This window comes from Aquaspirillum soli (assembly GCF_054781915.1).
On sequence record NZ_BAAGTM010000020.1, the window covers coordinates 20,897 to 37,238 of the forward strand.

Annotated in this window: 16 protein-coding genes and 2 rRNA genes; 7 read left to right on the plus strand and 11 right to left on the minus strand. The window is 50.0% G+C overall.

Going from position 1 to position 16,342, the window contains the following annotated elements:
* Positions 1 to 14 precede the first annotated feature (14 nt).
* Entirely contained in the window at positions 15 to 1,277 is a 1,263-nt protein-coding gene (locus ACYVJG_RS12045) for a D-amino acid dehydrogenase (protein ID WP_460431269.1), read from the plus strand.
* Between the two features lie 25 nt (positions 1,278 to 1,302).
* Positions 1,303 to 1,683: a group II truncated hemoglobin gene (locus ACYVJG_RS12050; protein ID WP_027405201.1), complete on the plus strand. Its 381-nt coding sequence runs from the start codon at positions 1,303 to 1,305 to the stop codon at positions 1,681 to 1,683.
* On the opposite strand, the gene ACYVJG_RS12055 is transcribed toward ACYVJG_RS12050, so the two are convergent.
* Together ACYVJG_RS12055 and ACYVJG_RS12060 are read right to left on the minus strand one after the other, a co-directional pair.
* Complete coding sequence (locus ACYVJG_RS12055; RefSeq protein ID WP_022653463.1) at positions 1,680 to 2,111, minus strand: PaaI family thioesterase; 432 nt, start codon at positions 2,109 to 2,111, stop codon at positions 1,680 to 1,682. The two genes, ACYVJG_RS12050 and ACYVJG_RS12055, sit on opposite strands and share 4 nt — an antisense overlap.
* 29 nt (positions 2,112 to 2,140) lie before the next feature.
* The gene (locus ACYVJG_RS12060) at positions 2,141 to 2,500 is read right to left on the minus strand and encodes a dihydroneopterin aldolase (RefSeq protein ID WP_022653462.1); all 360 of its coding nucleotides are present in this window, start codon (positions 2,498 to 2,500) and stop codon (positions 2,141 to 2,143) included.
* A 79-nt stretch (positions 2,501 to 2,579) separates the two neighbouring features.
* Between ACYVJG_RS12060 and plsY the strand changes: the two genes are divergently transcribed.
* Complete coding sequence (plsY, locus tag ACYVJG_RS12065) at positions 2,580 to 3,191, plus strand: glycerol-3-phosphate 1-O-acyltransferase PlsY (protein ID WP_022653461.1); 612 nt, start codon at positions 2,580 to 2,582, stop codon at positions 3,189 to 3,191.
* Here plsY and ACYVJG_RS12070 read toward each other — a convergent pair.
* On the minus strand, positions 3,188 to 3,811 hold the full coding sequence (locus tag ACYVJG_RS12070; RefSeq protein WP_460431270.1) for an arylesterase: 624 nt from the start codon (positions 3,809 to 3,811) through the stop codon (positions 3,188 to 3,190). The two genes, plsY and ACYVJG_RS12070, sit on opposite strands and share 4 nt — an antisense overlap.
* On the opposite strand from ACYVJG_RS12070, the gene ACYVJG_RS12075 reads away from it, so the two are divergent.
* Positions 3,810 to 4,511: an ABC transporter ATP-binding protein gene (locus ACYVJG_RS12075; RefSeq protein ID WP_022653459.1), complete on the plus strand. Its 702-nt coding sequence runs from the start codon at positions 3,810 to 3,812 to the stop codon at positions 4,509 to 4,511. The two genes, ACYVJG_RS12070 and ACYVJG_RS12075, sit on opposite strands and share 2 nt — an antisense overlap.
* A complete protein-coding gene (locus ACYVJG_RS12080) occupies positions 4,504 to 6,996 on the plus strand; it encodes an ABC transporter permease (protein ID WP_460431271.1) in 2,493 nt (830 codons plus the stop codon). The genes ACYVJG_RS12075 and ACYVJG_RS12080 overlap by 8 nt, the downstream gene beginning before the upstream one ends.
* Before the next feature lie 43 nt (positions 6,997 to 7,039).
* Here the strand turns inward: ACYVJG_RS12080 and ACYVJG_RS12085 are convergent, their stop codons facing one another.
* The 6 genes from ACYVJG_RS12085 to ACYVJG_RS12110 all read right to left on the minus strand — a co-directional run bounded on the left by ACYVJG_RS12085 (position 7,040) and on the right by ACYVJG_RS12110 (position 14,196).
* Positions 7,040 to 7,603 (minus strand): TMEM165/GDT1 family protein, encoded by a 564-nt coding sequence (locus ACYVJG_RS12085; protein ID WP_022653457.1) that lies wholly within the window; start codon positions 7,601 to 7,603, stop codon positions 7,040 to 7,042.
* Positions 7,604 to 7,875: 272 nt separating this feature from the next.
* Entirely contained in the window at positions 7,876 to 8,430 is a 555-nt protein-coding gene (locus tag ACYVJG_RS12090; RefSeq protein WP_460431272.1) for a FixH family protein, read from the minus strand.
* 2 nt (positions 8,431 to 8,432) lie between these two features.
* The gene (gene ccoG, locus ACYVJG_RS12095; RefSeq protein WP_022653455.1) at positions 8,433 to 9,878 is read right to left on the minus strand and encodes a cytochrome c oxidase accessory protein CcoG; all 1,446 of its coding nucleotides are present in this window, start codon (positions 9,876 to 9,878) and stop codon (positions 8,433 to 8,435) included.
* A gap of 289 nt (positions 9,879 to 10,167) precedes the next feature.
* The gene (gene acs / locus ACYVJG_RS12100) at positions 10,168 to 12,132 is read right to left on the minus strand and encodes an acetate--CoA ligase (RefSeq protein ID WP_022653454.1); all 1,965 of its coding nucleotides are present in this window, start codon (positions 12,130 to 12,132) and stop codon (positions 10,168 to 10,170) included.
* 76 nt (positions 12,133 to 12,208) lie between these two features.
* On the minus strand, positions 12,209 to 13,885 hold the full coding sequence (locus tag ACYVJG_RS12105; protein ID WP_460431273.1) for a cation acetate symporter: 1,677 nt from the start codon (positions 13,883 to 13,885) through the stop codon (positions 12,209 to 12,211).
* Positions 13,885 to 14,196, minus strand: a complete 312-nt coding sequence (locus ACYVJG_RS12110; protein WP_460431274.1) for a DUF485 domain-containing protein — start codon at positions 14,194 to 14,196, stop codon at positions 13,885 to 13,887. The genes ACYVJG_RS12105 and ACYVJG_RS12110 overlap by 1 nt, the downstream gene beginning before the upstream one ends.
* Positions 14,197 to 14,490: 294 nt before the next feature.
* On the opposite strand from ACYVJG_RS12110, the gene ACYVJG_RS12115 reads away from it, so the two are divergent.
* Both ACYVJG_RS12115 and ACYVJG_RS12120 read left to right on the plus strand, forming a co-directional pair.
* The gene (locus ACYVJG_RS12115) at positions 14,491 to 15,369 is read left to right on the plus strand and encodes a LysR family transcriptional regulator (protein ID WP_460431275.1); all 879 of its coding nucleotides are present in this window, start codon (positions 14,491 to 14,493) and stop codon (positions 15,367 to 15,369) included.
* 122 nt (positions 15,370 to 15,491) lie between these two features.
* Positions 15,492 to 15,977, plus strand: coding sequence for a hypothetical protein (locus tag ACYVJG_RS12120; RefSeq protein WP_460431276.1), 486 nt, complete (start codon positions 15,492 to 15,494; stop codon positions 15,975 to 15,977).
* Positions 15,978 to 16,091: 114 nt separating this feature from the next.
* Here ACYVJG_RS12120 and rrf read toward each other — a convergent pair.
* Together rrf and ACYVJG_RS12130 are read right to left on the minus strand one after the other, a co-directional pair.
* A 5S ribosomal RNA gene (gene rrf / locus ACYVJG_RS12125) occupies positions 16,092 to 16,204 on the minus strand.
* Between the two features lie 59 nt (positions 16,205 to 16,263).
* Positions 16,264 to 16,342 (minus strand): 23S ribosomal RNA (locus ACYVJG_RS12130); the annotation flags it as partial.

Below are 16,342 nucleotides of genomic sequence, written 5' to 3' on the forward strand. Positions count from 1 at the left end.
GAGAAGGATGAAATATGCGAGTGCTGGTGTTGGGGGCGGGGGTGGTGGGCGTCTCCACTGCATGGTTTTTGGCACAGGCCGGCCATGATGTGACCGTGGTTGACCGGCAAAGCCAAGCCGCCAACGAAACCAGCTTTGCCAACGGTGGCCAGCTTTCGGTCAGCCAGTCCGAACCGTGGGCCTCACCCGATGCCCCTTGGTTGGCAATGAAATGGCTATGGCGTGAAGATGCCCCCCTGTTGTTTAGATGGCGATTAGACCCACAGCAATGGGAATGGGGCTTACGCTTTTTGTGGGAATGTCGGCAACAGCGCCAGCAAAATAATATCCGTGCCATGTTGCAAATCGGGTTGTATAGCCGCGCAGCCTTTGCTGAACTCGATGCCAGCCTAGCACTCGACTATCAACGCCGTTCTCAAGGGATTATCTGTCTATACGACCAACAACAAGAACTGGATCAGGCGGCCCAGATTGCCCGTTTTATGCAGCAATACGGGGTGGAACGACAGGTACTGAGTACCTCGCAACTGATTGAGATTGAGCCAGCACTGAAACACTGTGCCCAGCGCTTGGTGGGTGGGACATATTGTGCGACGGATGCCTCTGGCAATGTGCGACTGTTTACCCGTGCCTTGGCTGAACAAGCACGACAACAAGGGGTGACTTTCTTATTTGGTCATCGCATCAATGCGTTAGAAGCGGGGGGAGATGGCCGGATCTCGGCAGTCTCGGTGACCAATGCCGAAGGACACTATCAAGCCTTACATGCCGATGCTTATGTATTGGCACTCGGCAGTTTCTCGCCCTTGATTGCCGCGACAGTGGGGATACGACTGCCCATCTATCCCGCTAAAGGCTATTCAGCCACCGTTAACATCACCCGCCCTGATGCCGCGCCCGAGGTGAGCATGACTGATGAAGCCGCAAAAGTGGTGTTTTCTCGGCTTGGCGATCAATTACGGATTGCAGGGACAGCAGAATTCAGTGGATATTCTCATCACCTTAACCCCATCCGTTGCCAAGCCTTGTTACAGGTAGCTCGGGCATGGTTTCCAGAGGCAGCAGACTACGATCATCCACAGTTTTGGAGTGGCTTGCGGCCATCCACCCCCAGCAATGTGCCCTTTATTGGACGCGCAAAAGGGTGGCACAATCTGTTTCTCAACACGGGACACGGTACCCTTGGTTGGACGCAAGGCCCCGGCTCGGGTAAAGCCCTTGCTGAAATCATCAGCGGCCACCGCCCAGCGTGTGATTTTCCCTTTACGGGGCTTTGATTTTTTCTCTGATACGAAAGCCTTTATGCAAGCACTGACCCCCTACGAATTGCTCGGCGGCGAAGCCATGTTGCGCCGTTTGGTTTCACGGTTTTACCAAATCATGGATGAAGACCCTGTGGCATTGGAAGTCCGCCGGATGCACCCACAAGATTTGAGCGAGTCGGAAGAAAAGCTGTTTATGTTTTTATCTGGTTGGTTGGGTGGGCCAAGCTTGTATATGGAAAAATACGGCCATCCCCGTTTGCGGGCACGGCACATGCCTTTTGCCATTGATGATTTTGGCCGCGATCAGTGGATGCACTGTATGCGGCGGGCGATGGACGAATTGCCCATCGAACCCGAACTGAAAAAGAAATTGGACGAAGCGTTGTGGAACACAGCCGATTTTATGCGGAATCGTTAACGGCGCGGCGGAATCGAATAAGTGCCAGTGACATGCGCCACTGGCTCATCCACCCCTTCAGAAAACAACATCACCTCACCCACCGCCAAACGCTGGCCAAGTTTTAGAATCCGGCCCTCGGCGATAATGTCTGCCTGTGGTGGTTTACGCAAAAAATTGATGTTTAAACTGGTCGTGACCGCTAACTCCACTCGACCGATCATCCCCAACACCACCGCATAGAGCGTGGCATCGGCAATCGCCATCAAAGCCGGCCCTGCCACTGTGCCACCTGGGCGGATTAAATCGGGGTTAAAGTGCATTTTCATGGTGGCTTCACCATAACCAATGCTTTCGGTACGAATCCCAAACAAACGACAAAGCGGTAGCGCTTCGTCAATCAGCTGTTGGAATTCTTCTAAACCAATCTGTGCGCTTTCTGTGGACATCAGGTTTCTTCCATAAAATGATTTTATTATTAACGTGGCCGTTGGCCGCGTTCGATAATAACACCAACTTTTTTCACCCGAGGCAGAATGCCCAATTTGGTCACTGCCACCCGCACCCACGGCGCGCCAAACTCCTCGCGAATCACCGTGGCGATATGGTCGGCCAGCGCCTCTAACAATAAAAAGTGTTGTTCTGCCAACAACGTACGCAAACGTTCAACAACGACACCATAGTGAATGGTGTCGCCGATGTTATCGCTATGACAGGGCTGTTCGCTTGGAATACCGATGTCAAGATCGAGTTCGATGGTCTGCGGAGCCTGCCGTTCCCAGTCGTACACTCCAATGACCGTATCCAGTCGGACTTCGCGCAGAAAAATGATATCCATAAATTAAAGAGGCAATGCCGTTTCAGCCAGACAACAGGATGCCGTAGAATGCAAAGTCCCGTATTGTAGTGAAATCGCCATGCCCACGATAGCATTCATCATTACCGCTTACCTTATCGGCTCTTTATCATTCGCAGTCATCGTTAGCCGCGTTATGAATCTAGCCGATCCCCGCACCTTTGGTTCGAAAAACCCGGGTGCAACCAATGTGTTGCGAACTGGCAATAAATTGGCCGCTGCACTGACCCTACTAGGCGATGGCGCCAAAGGCTGGGTGGCGGTTGAACTTGCCCGCTACTTTGCCCCGCAATATGGCTTGGCCGATCCAGAGATTGCCATGGTGGCGCTTGCTGTGTTTGTAGGTCATTTATGGCCCATCTTTTTGAAATTTCATGGCGGCAAAGGGGTGGCCACTGCACTTGGTGTGTTGTTGGCATTTCACCCGTTATTGGCCCTCGCCGCCTTGGGCACTTGGCTATTGATTGCCTTCACCACTCGTATTTCATCCCTAGCTGCGCTGATCGCTGCGTTAAGTGCCCCCGTCTATGGCATGTTCTTGCTGGATGGTGGGGTATATCTTGGCACAACCTTTATTCTGTCTTTGCTGTTGGTACGCCGCCACAAACAGAATATTTTAAATTTGTTGGCCGGCAAAGAAGGCAAAATCGGCCAAGATAAAAAGTCCTCCTAACGCGATTTTTTCTGGGCTGTAGTCAACAAGGGCCGCAGTCCAGTTAATACTGTGTTCATCATTTGCCGTTGAACTTGGGCTTTGGGGTGAATGCCGTCGGGCTGAAATTGATTCAGATCAGCAGCAAACCCCGCCACCAACAACGGCACTAAGGCAAGCTGTTGTTGTTTGGCTACGGCAACAAAGCTGTGTTGAAATTGTTGGATATATTGCTGACCGTAGTTGGGTGGCAATGTCATGCCGACTAATAACACCTGTCCACCTTGTTGCCGCACTAGCTTAACCATCGCAGTTAGGTTATGTTGCATTGCAGAAACCGGCAACCCACGCAAACCGTCATTGCCGCCTAATTCCAATATCACAATATCTGGCTGATATTGTTTTAACGCATGGGGTAGACGGCTCAGCCCGCCATCAGTGGTTTCTCCGGTTTGACTGGCATTGAAAACCCGATGTTGCGGCGCCAACTCTTTGGCTAATAAATCTACCCAACCTTCTCCGGCACGCAAACCATAGCCAGAGGAGAGGGAATCTCCAAACACCAAAATGGTCGCAGCAAACAACGGCGTACTGATTAACAGCGTGCCACTGATCGCCAGCCATAGGAAAATTTTTCGCATGAGTTCCGTTTCTCCAGAATTGCCACCGATTTTGCAAGCGGTAGACGTTGTTAAACATGTGCAACACGCTGGTAGCAGCTTATCGATTTTGCAAGGGGTGAATCTCACCCTCTATCCGGGGGAAACCGTTGCCATTGTCGGTGCCTCTGGCTCGGGCAAATCCACCCTACTCGGTTTGCTAGCCGGTTTGGACCATCCATCGGGAGGACAAATTGCGCTGTTTGGCAAACCATTGGGGCCACTAGATGAAGATGCCCGTGCGCGGTTACGCCATCAATTTGTCGGCTTTGTCTTCCAATCGTTCCAGCTGATGCCGGCCTTGACTGCGCTGGAAAATGTAATGCTGCCCTTAGAGCTGGCAGGTGACCCCGAAGCAGAAAGCCAAGCCAAAGCGATGCTAGAACGAGTTGGATTAAGCCAACGTCTGGATCACCTCCCGAAATATCTGTCGGGTGGAGAACAGCAGCGGGTGGCATTGGCACGCGCCTTTGTCGCCTCACCAAAATTACTATTTGCAGATGAACCGACTGGCAATCTGGATGCGGCCACCGGCGCCCAAATCATCTCGTTAATGTTTCAACTGAATCGGGCACAGGGCACCACGTTGGTTTTGGTCACCCATGACAGCGCTTTGGCCTCACGCTGTGACCGTGCCTTTCACCTCACCGGAGGAAAGTTAGTGGAGCTGAGCCGTGAATAGTGTCTGGTCGCGCTTGCGTTTCGTCTTGCGCTTTTTCCGGCGTGAATTGGTGTCTGGCGAGCTGAATTTATTGGCGCTGGCGATTGTCGTCGCCGTCGCGGCAGTAACCAGTGTGGCTTTTTTTGCAGATCGTGTCGAACGTGGCCTGCGTCAGGAAGCCACACGCCTATTAGCAGCCGATTTGGTGTTAAGCAGCGATAAGCCTTTGCGTGAACGCTACGGCGCAGACATCAGCAAAGCCGGTTTTGACATCGCCGATACCATCAGTTTTCCCAGCATGGTGTTTTCTCGTGAGTCGGCGCAGCTCAGTGCGATCAAAGTGGTCAGCACCGGCTATCCGTTACGAGGCAATGTGGAAATTTTACAAAACGGCAAAGTCGTTTCTGGCCGTTTAACACCGCAAGAAGGCACAGTGTGGCTGGATGAACGCTTGCTGGCGCGGCTCAATGTCAAAGTTGGCGACGTGGTCCGAATTGGGAATGCCGAGTTTCGGATTGCAGCCCAGTTGATTCGTGAGCCGGATGGGGCGGTGGATGTGTATAACTTTGTCCCTCGGGTCATGTTCCATCATAGCGATTTAGCACGCACAGCGTTAGTCCAAGAAGGCAGTCGCTTACGCTATCGCTTATTGATTGCGGGTGAAAGTCGTCGTCTGGAACGACTACAAAAAACCTTAGAAACCCAGTTACAACGCGGCGATAAAATTGAACGGGTAGAGGATACGCGGCCCGAGGTTCGGGTGGCACTCGAACGAGCCCAACGTTTTCTTGGCCTCACGGCACTGTTGGCAGTGGCATTGGCAGCCGTGGCAATGGCCCTAGCATGCCGCCGCTATCTCGCCCGCCATTATGCCCCAGTCGCCACCCTGCGCTGTTTGGGTGCCACACAGAATGAAATTCTCTTCTTATTCTCTGGCCAATTTATCGTTCTCACTTTGGTTGCCGGTGGTGTGGGCTGTGTTGTGGCTTGGTTGACGCAAGAAATTTTGTTGCTGCCTTTTGCCAGTCTTTTAGGCACACAACTGCCACCAGCCGGATGGATGCCGTGGGTGAGTGGATTAAGCACGGGGATGTTGCTGTTGCTTGGCTTTGCCATTCCCCCACTGTTGCAACTGCGACAAGCGCCTACTTTGCGCGTATTGCGTGAAGATATTCAACCACAACGTGCGGGTATCCTAGCCTATGCCGCAGGCGCCACGGCGCTGTTTGCTTTGATGTTATGGCAAGCAGGCGATGTCAAAGTGGCCAGTCTGGTTGCTGGTGGCTTCTTGGCTTTTATAGCGGTTTCGGCGGCCCTCGCGTGGGTGATGTTGGGCATTGCACGGCGGCTGACGCGGCATGGTAGTGCCATGAGTTGGCATTATGGAATTGCCCAAGCAACCCGCCGTCCGAGCTTAACGCTGTTGCAAATCGTGGCGTTGTCGTCGGGGATTATGGCGTTGTTGGTGCTGATGGTCGTACGGGGCGATTTGTTAGATGCATGGCAACGCAACTTACCACCCGATGCGCCGAACCGTTTTGTCATCAATATTCAACAGAAACAGTTAGATCCAGTGGCAGATGCCTTTGTGAACCAAGGCTTGCCGGTACCGGATTTTGCGCCGATGATTCGCGGTCGTTTATTGGCGATTAACGGTAAACCAGTACGACCACAAGAATATCGTGACGAACGTACCCAACGCTTGGCCGAACGCGAATTTAATCTGTCTTGGAATGACATACTACCGAAAGGCAATCGTTTAGTGGCTGGCACATGGTGGGAAGCCGGCGCCAGCGCGCAATTTTCAATGGAACGTGATATTGCCGAGCGATTGGGGATTAAGCTCGGTGATGAGCTGAAATATGAAATTGCGGGTACGGAATACCAAGCCCCCGTTACCAGCATCCGCGAAGTGGATTGGGACAGTTTCCGTGTCAACTTTTTTGCCATCGCCAGCCCTGCGCTGTTACAAGATCGGCCAGCCAGCTATATCACTAGCTTTCATTTGCCGGAGGATCGCGAAGATGCCGTCACCGCTTTGGTACAAGCCTTTCCCAACCTGACCATCATTGACGTCAGTGCTATTTTGGCCGAAGTGCGGAGCATGGTCGATAAACTGGTGTTGGCGATTCAATTTGTATTTGGCTTTAGCCTGTTAGCAGGGGTGTTGGTGTTGTGGGCAGCCATTCATACCACCCGTGATGAACGAGCTTTTGATGCTGCGGTATTGCGTACGCTCGGTGCATCACGAAAACAACTGATAAAAATGCACCGCAGTGAGCTAATTGCCCTTGGTGTGGCAGCCGGAGGCTTGGCTGCCCTCGGTGCCAGCGCGCTTTCTATTGGCGTCGCCACTTGGTTACTCGATTTACCGGTGAGTTTTAACCCAATGTTGTTCCCTCTGGGAATAGCGATTGGGGTATTTGCAACCTGGGCAGCGGGTATGCCAGCAGTCCGACATATCGCTAAAGTCAGTCCACTGGCAGCACTACGACAATTTTCTTAATACACCACAGAAAAAGGGACAACAGCAAACTGTTGTCCCTTTTTTAAATGCCGTACCACAATACCCAAATACCCAGCACGACAAATAACGCCGCTGCAGCCAGATGAATCCACCGAATAGGTAAGCGATCAGCAGCAAAATTACCAATCAATACCGCCGGCACATTAGCCAGCATCATGCCACAGGTAGTCCCCATCACCACGCCGAATAAATCGGTATATTTTGCCGATAACATCACCGTTGCGATTTGGGTTTTATCACCCATTTCTGCCATAAAAAAGGCAATCGTTGTCGCCATAAAAACACCGAGTTTTTCTTTCACAGCGGTATCTTCTTCGTCAATTTTATCTGGAATCATTATCCAGACAGCCATAGCAAAAAAAGCAAGGACCAATAACCAACGCAAAATATCGGGGGATAACCACGCCACAACCAATTGCCCCAACCAAGCGGCAGCAAAATGATTCAATACGGTTGCAACGAAGATGCCCAAAATAATAGGCAAGGGACGGCGAAAACGCGCAGCGAGTAATAAAGCCAATAACTGCGTTTTATCGCCCATTTCGGCCAAAGCAACGAGGCCGGTAGACATGAGGAAAGCATCCATTTATAGACTCCTTGGGGTTGCTCGCACCAAATGACCTGTGCTGCTGCAACCCCAACGGAGCAGACACAAGGTCATTAGGTCTTGCAATGCGGATGCCGCAGTGAGCGCCATGATCGAGTGGATCAAGTATGTTGACGCGCACATTCAACCAAAATGGCTGAATTAGCTACTCCCCCAAAGACGGCGGCAGTGTACGCTGCCATGCAACAAAAAAGCAAGCGCGCAGGTTAGCTAACCCACGCGCTTGTTTGACAGCGGCTTAGAGACTGGACTTATTGCGCTGCACTGCCTTCGGTCGCTGGAATATCGTTTGGTGGTGCCATCGAGAAAGCGTGGCCTTCGTCAAGTTTCCACTCGTTATGCAAACGCCACCCTTGTTTTGGGTCTTGCAGTTGCACATACCAATGAGCAGCAGAGGCCAGTTGTAAACGAGCTTGATAAATTCCGCCGCCTTGATGTTGCAATACGGCATGAATATCACGATCGGCCAAGGTGGGGTGCGCCAAGGAAAGGTGAAGCTGATCAGGGAACACAAACGCCTCACCACCTTTTAACAACACCCGCACCGCAGCATTGTCTTCACTGACCATCACTTGCGCGCTTAAACCTTGTTTCAACGCCAACACGTCGCGTTTATGATCGAGGTGAATTTCTTTACCGCGTTTGTAGTAATCGTCGTTTACCACGGTATCGTCGGTACTGGCAGCCAACCAAAACGTAATCACCCCCGCCACCACCACCACAGCTGGCCCAAGAATCAACAACCAAGGCCACCCTTGCCGATACCAAGGCAAAGAAGACGAACCAGAAGCGGGGGGGGTGATCATACTTACTCTCCAATAAAACTCGATTTTTCGGTTAAGTTCACACCACTCTCATCAAGAGAACGGATGTGGAACTGGATAGGATGGCTGCCTTTTGGCGCTTGTTCAGGATCGACGTGCACACGCACCACAATCGATTCATTACCGGTCGGTTTGAGATCCACTTCGACCTTACCACCATCCAATGTAATCCCTGGTAGACCAGAGACAGTGATAGCAAGTTTCTGGGTTTCTTCTGAAGTGTTCATTAACCGCAGGCTATAGGTATTTTCTAATAAGCCATCGTCCGTTTGTCGAACTAAAGAAGCACGGTCACGCAATACATCCACTTTCAAAGGCTGGCGCATCACAAACGAGGTTGTCCCTGCGACCAACACCACCAACAACACCAGACCATACATCATCACCCGTGGCCGTTTCAAACGTGACCACATCTGGCTTTCTGGGTATTTACCTTCTAGGGCATTTTCTGTGGTGTAACGAATCAAACCACGGGAATAGCCAACTTTGTCCATGATTTCATCACAGGCATCAATACAGGCGGCACAGCCAATACATTCATACTGTAAGCCGTTACGAATATCGATACCAGTGGGACACACTTGCACACACACACCGCAGTTTACACAATCACCCAAGCCGGCGTCTTTTGGATCCACCCCTTTCTTGCGCGCACCACGCGGTTCACCCCGTTGAGTGTCGTAAGAAATAATCAGCGTATCCGCATCAAACATCACACTCTGGAAGCGTGCATAGGGGCACATATATTTACAAACTTGTTCACGCATAAAACCTGCAAACAAGTAGGTAAAGCCACCATAAAAGAAAATCCAGAATGTTTCCCACGGCCCAAAATCAAACGTTTGTGCTGCGGCCAATAAATCTTTAATTGGAGTGAAGAAACCAACTAAGGTAAAACCAGTCCATAGCGAGAATAAAATCCACGCACTGTGTTTAGCAGTTTTAATACCAACCTTGCGTGCACTCATTGGACTTTTATCCAACTTCATCCGCTTATTGCGATCCCCTTCAATCGCTTGTTCTATCCACAAGAAAATCTCGGTATATACCGTTTGTGGACAGGAATAACCACACCATAAACGGCCAGCAATAGTCGTCCATAAAAATAGACCCAATGCGGCACACATTAACAAGCCAGCAAGATAAATAAAATCCTGTGGGAAAAAAGTTAAACCGAACAGATAGAACTTTCGCGCTGCCAGATCAAATAACACAGCTTGGCGACCATTCCACGTTAACCACGGAAAAACATAAAATACAAATTGGGTAATAATAACTAATGCAATACGCCAATTATTGAAAATCCCCTGAACAGCGCGGGGATAGATTTTTTTATGTGCCTCATATAAAGAGACTTCTTGCGCATCGTTCCCTTTGCCGGCGGCAACGGGTTGGATGGGTATCACTTTTTTGTCAGCGTTTTCAGACATGACAGTACTTTCTACAAGTAAGCGAAACAGGGCAGTTGTGGAGCGTGCAGCTTTTCGCTGCGACAGCATTACAATCCACTTTTTTCTTAAATGATAGCAGGAAGCGGCAACAACCGTTACCGTCATATTGTACTGCTTTGATGTGCGACAATCGTTTCTGTTTGATGTTCAGTCAGGACTGCGCTTTTCAGCGCAAACAAAAAAAACGGTAGCCCATTCAGGACTACCGTTCAATGACACCTATGCAAGAACAGGTGTTACGTGCTCAACGAATGATTTGATACGTTGATTATTGTGCCTCTTGCAGCTGATCGAGGATTTGTGGGTTTTCCAGTGTCGAAACGTCTTGAGAAATTTCTTCACCTTTAGCAATCGAACGCAACAGACGGCGCATGATTTTGCCAGAACGGGTTTTCGGTAAGTTCTCACCGAAGCGGATGTCATCAGGCTGTGCAATCTTGCCGATTTCGTGCGCCACCCAGTTTTTCAGTTCAGCAGCGATTTTCTTCGCCTCTTCACCTGTTGGGCGAGCCCCTTTCAAGACCACGAAGGCAACCACGGCTTCGCCTTTCACTTCGTGAGGTTTACCCACGACAGCGGCTTCTGCGACCAGTGGGTTTGCCACCAGTGCCGATTCAATTTCCATGGTACCTAAGCGGTGACCAGACACGTTCAGCACATCATCGACACGACCCATGATCCAGAAGTAGCCATTTTCGTCACGGTTGGCCGAGTCGCCTGCCAAGTAGTATTGGCCGTTAAACTCTTCTGGGAAATAGGTTTTCTTAAAGCGATCTGGATCACCCCAGATAGTACGCACTAAGGATGGGAAGGGCTTTTTGATGACCAAGAAACCACCACGACCTGGTTCAACTGGCGCACCTGATTCATCCACGATGTCGGCAATAATGCCCGGCAATGGCAAAGTGCAAGAACCTGGTTTGGTTGCCACAGCACCTGGCATTGGCGCAATCATGTGGCTACCGGTTTCAGTTTGCCACCAAGTATCCACGATTGGGCAACGGCTACCGCCCACCACTTCGTAGTACCACATCCAAGCTTCTGGGTTGATCGGCTCACCCACCGTCCCCAACAGGCGCAGCGAGGAAAGGTCAAATTGTTTTGGCAAATCCGAACCCAATTTAATCAGGGAACGAATCGCCGTTGGTGCGGTATAGAAAATGCTGACTTTATGATCTTGAATCATGCGCCAGAAGCGAGTGGCATCTGGGTAAGTTGGCACACCTTCAAACACCACTTGGGTTGCACCAAACGCCAATGGGCCATAGGCAACATAGCTGTGGCCGGTAATCCAACCCACATCGGCGGTGCACCAGAATACATCGTTTGGCTTGCTGTCAAAAATCCAGCGGAAGCTGTTCACGGCACCCAACAAGTAACCGCCGGTGCTGTGTTGAATCCCTTTTGGCTTACCAGTCGAACCGGAAGTGTAAAGAATGAACAGTGGATCTTCAGCGTTCATCCATTCTGGTTCGCAATCGGTTGCTTGGTTTTCTACCAATGCCGACCATGCAATATCACGGCCTTCGGTCCAAGGCACTTCAGTTGGGGTGCGTTGTAACACCACCACTTTTTCCACTGTCTCACAACCGCCCAAGCTTAATGCTTCGTCAACAGTTGCTTTCAGTGGCACAAATTTACCGCCGCGCACGCTTTCGTTCGCGGTGATCAATACTTTACCGCCGGTATCCAACACGCGATCACGCAAAGCGCCTGCCGAGAAACCGCCGAATACAACAGAGTGGATTGCACCGATACGCGCACATGCCTGCATCGCTACAATAGCCTCGGTCACCATCGGCAGGTAAATCACAACACGGTCGCCTTTTTGCACACCGAGAGATTTCAAACCATTCGCAAATTGACAAACTTTTTCGTACAGCTCACGGTAAGTGATGTTTTCCACTTTGCCGTCATCTGCTTCAAAAATGATGGCAACTTTGTCGGCTTTGTCAGCCAAGTGGCGGTCGATACAGTTGTAGGAAACGTTCAGTTCACCATCATCGAACCATTTGAAGAAGGGTGGATTGCTGTCATCCAACACACGGGTAAATGGTTTTTTCCAAGAGATCAGCTCGTTTGCCAAATTACCCCAGAAACCTGCGTAGTCGTTATTGGCTTGTTCACACAGGTTGTTGTAACCCTCCATGCCCGACACAGTTGCTTTTTGACGGAACTCTTCGGTTGGTGGGAAAGTGCGAGTTTCTTTCAACACGGATTCGATAGTGGACATCTTGATCATCTCCTAAACAGATGAATACTTAGAGTTTGTTACCCCCGTCACCGACAGGGGTAACTCCGAACAACAATTAGTGTTTCGAAGCACCAGCAGCACCGATACCAGTCATGGAGCGCACGAACTGAGCATCGAAGCGACCTTTTTCTTCTTGTGCCTGACGGGAGCTGTCAGTCACCGAGAACAACCAAGTCGAGAAGAAGGCCAAAGTCATGGAGAACAACGCTGGGTTCTTGTATGGGAACAGCTCAGAACCTTTCTCGTGACCTAACACTTCCACCCACACAGTTGGGCCAAACACGATCAACACGACAGCAGAAGTCAGACCGATAAAGCCACCGATCACCGCGCCGCGAGTGGTCAGACCTTTCCAGAACATGGAGAGGAACAACACAGGGAAGTTAGCCGAAGCTGCAATCGAGAACGCCAGACCGACCATGAAGGCGATGTTTTGTTTTTCGAAAGCGATACCCAAGACGATGGACAACACACCCAAGACCAGAGTAGTCATCTTGGATACGCGCATCTCATCTTTCTCGTTGGCTTTGCCTTTCTTGATCACCGAAGCGTACAAGTCATGCGACACAGCAGAAGCACCAGACAGTGCCAAACCAGCCACCACCGCCAAAATCGTGGCGAAAGCAACTGCAGAGATAAAGCCTAAGAACAAGTCACCACCCACAGCTTTCGCCAAGTGAACAGCAACCATGTTGTTACCACCAACGATCTTGCCTGCGTCATCCAAGAAGCTAGGGTTGGTACCGACCAAGAAGATGGCGCCGAAACCGATGATGAAGGTCAGGATGTAGAAGTAACCGATGAAACCTGTTGCATAGAACACCGACTTACGTGCTTCTTTTGCGTTACCCACAGTGAAGAAACGCATCAGGATGTGTGGCAAACCAGCAGTACCAAACATCAACGCCAAGCCCAAGGAAATCGCATCAATTGGGTTCGATACCAGACCACCAGGTGCCATAATAGCGGTGGCTTTTGGATGGTTTTCGACGGCTTTCGCAAACATCGCTTCTGGGCTGAAACCAACCGAAACCAGTACCATCAGTGCCATAAAGGAAGCACCAGACAGCAGGATGACGGCTTTAATAATTTGCACCCAAGTGGTTGCCAACATACCGCCGAACATCACGTACATCACCATCAGCACGCCCACCAAGATCACCGCCACAGCGTAATCAAGACCGAACAGCAATTGGATCAGCTTACCTGCACCCACCATCTGAGCGATCAGATACAGGGCCACCACAACCAGGGTACCGGTAGCGGCTAAGATACGGACGGGGGTTTGTGACAAACGGTAGGATGCCACGTCGGCAAAAGTGAACTTACCTAGGTTACGCAGACGCTCTGCCACCAAGAACAGAATCACAGGCCAGCCGACCAAGAAGCCGATGGAATAAATCAAACCATCGTAGCCCTTGTCGAACACCATCGCCGAAATACCCAAGAACGACGCAGCAGACATATAGTCACCGGCAATCGCCAAGCCGTTTTGGAAACCAGAAATACCACCGCCAGCGGTGTAGAAGTCAGAAGCAGATTGCGTCCGACGGGCTGCCCAGTAAGTAATACCGAGCGTAAAACCGACGAAAGCGAAGAACATGATGATGGCAGACCAGTTGGTTGCCTTGGCTTTCTGCACTTCACCTTCAACTGCGCCGGCAGCAAAAGCGGCGGCAGAGAGACCCACCAGCGCCAAGGCGCCTAAAATTTGCGGAATACGGCGATTCATCACTTTCTAGCCTCCTCAACCACTTCTTGAGTTAAGCGGTCAAACTCACCGTTTGCACGCTGCACATAAATTCCGGTTAATACAAAGGCTGAAATGATCACACCCAAACCCACTGGAATGCCCACTGTGGTAATACCACCGCTCAGAGATGCACCTAAGCTGCTAGGATTGAAAGCCAATACCAGAATGAAGCCGTAGTAGATTGCCAGCATAACGATGGAGAGCATCCACCCAAAGCCGGTTTTCTTTTGGACCAATTCTTGAAACTTCGGATTAGCCTGTACTCGAGCAACGATTTCCTCATTGTTCATACATTTCCTCACTTTCTCATTATTAAGCGTGGACTTATAAATGGCCCACTGCGGCGGAGACTCTACGAAAGGAACAAGGCGCTTGGCTAATCGCAATTACTGATGTAAAAAATCAGCATGACAAATGATGCAAAGCAACATTTGTTATAAATCATCAAGTTACGCGCTATTTTTCGTCATTAACTTTGGTTAAAATTGTGAAAAAAAATCGAGAGAGATTGACGGATTTGCTTACAGTGCGGAACATTCTGTTACAAGAATAATGACAATCAAAAAACCAAGGGGACGCATAAATTGGAAATCTACCAACTACGAACTTTCGTGACAGTTGCCCAACAAGGCCACCTCACCCAAGCAGCTGAATTACTCCACTTAAGTCAACCGGCGGTCACTGCACAAATTAAGGCGCTCGAAGAGGACTTTGGGATGCCGCTATTTGAACGCAGCACAGGAGGGGTAACCCTGACGCGAGTAGGACAAGAATTGCTGCCGCAAGCACAGGCGATCCTGACTGCGGCACGCGACTTGATGAACCATTCGCGAATGCTAAAGGGAGAGATGAAAGGGAAAGCGTTAATTGGGACCATTACCACCCCAGAGATGACCAATATCGGCCCCTGGGTCGCTGCATTAGCCGAGAAATACCCATTGATTGATATCCAGCTACAGCATGGTGTGACGGGCCAAATTCTTAATAAGGTCCGCAAAAAGGAATTAGATGCTGGTTTTTATATTGGAAACAACCCTTATGTCAATGTCAACACCCTCACACTGACAGAATTATGTTTCCGCATCGTTGCGCCTGCCGCTTGGCAATCACGCATTGAAGGTCTACAGCCGAGGGAGTTGGGGAAACTGCCGTGGATTGGCATTTCTCAATTGTCCAGTTTGCACAGGCTAACCACCGAGTTGTGGCGTGAACTCAATATCGCACCTAAGAAAATTGCCGAAATCGACCATGTTCCTACTATCTGTAGCGTGGTCGAATCGGGTGTAGGACTGGCTTTAATGCGCGAAGATGAGGCCAAACCGCTTGAGGCACAGGGCCGGCTGTTCATTATTCCAAATGTAGAAAAACGAGCCGATTTGCAATTTATATATCCTGCAGAGAGAGAAGGGGAGCCTATATTACAAGCACTTTTGTCGGAACTTGTTTTGGTATGGAAAATATGAATTTTAAATGAATAAAAATCCGAGTTGCTGTTGACATTAAGTCAATTTGCAATAGACTAGATCATGCAGTAGAAGATCACACAGCAACCAACAGCAACTCTCGCACCACATAGAGGCGTCCCATGCAAAAACAAGCCTTTCCTTTTGCATTACAAGAAGTGACTGAAATACTGTCTCGGCATCATCGTCAGCTCTTGGACGCCCAATTTAACTGGTATCGTGCTCTACTACAGGGTAAACAACCAATTAATCGAGACACGGTGCCACCAGTTATTTCAGAGAATGTTGAACGCACGATTGAAGCTTCCAATCATTTGTTACAAGCTCACGTCTGTGCACAAAACGATTTATTACAGCTCTCTGAAAAATGGCTGAGCCACTGGCAACGCAACCTGCGTTACCTAACGCAAGAAACCAATCCAAGCGGTGCTGAGGTTCTTAAACCGGCTTTTGTGTTTAGTGAAACTGCTGTTGAATCTCTTTCAAAAGCCTCCAGACAAATCAACCAATTTTCATGTGTGCGCTTTGGTAATGCGATGTTAAAAGCCTCTAGCTGTGCACAAACCATGCTACAACCCAAAACACCTTCTCATCTGCGCAACCACTAAAACATTTCGCCCATGCAAAAAGCCCCGATTTTCGGGGCTTGATTATTTATTATTTTGTGTGGAGTTAAAAACAAAACCCCCTGCTACTTGGTAGCAGGGGGTTTGATATTGGGAGCTTGGCGGAGACCTACTTTCACACAGGGATCTGCACTATCATCGGCGCTGAGTCGTTTCACGGTCCTGTTCGGGAAGGGAAGGGGTGGTACCAACTCGCTATGGCCGCCAAGCAAAAAGGGGCTGAAGAAGTAAAGACAAGGGTTAGATTGTAGTAAGTGTCGCAACTTATAGGATCAAGCCACACGAGCAATTAGTATCGGTTAGCTTAACGCATTACTGCGCTTCCACACCCGACCTATCAACGTTGT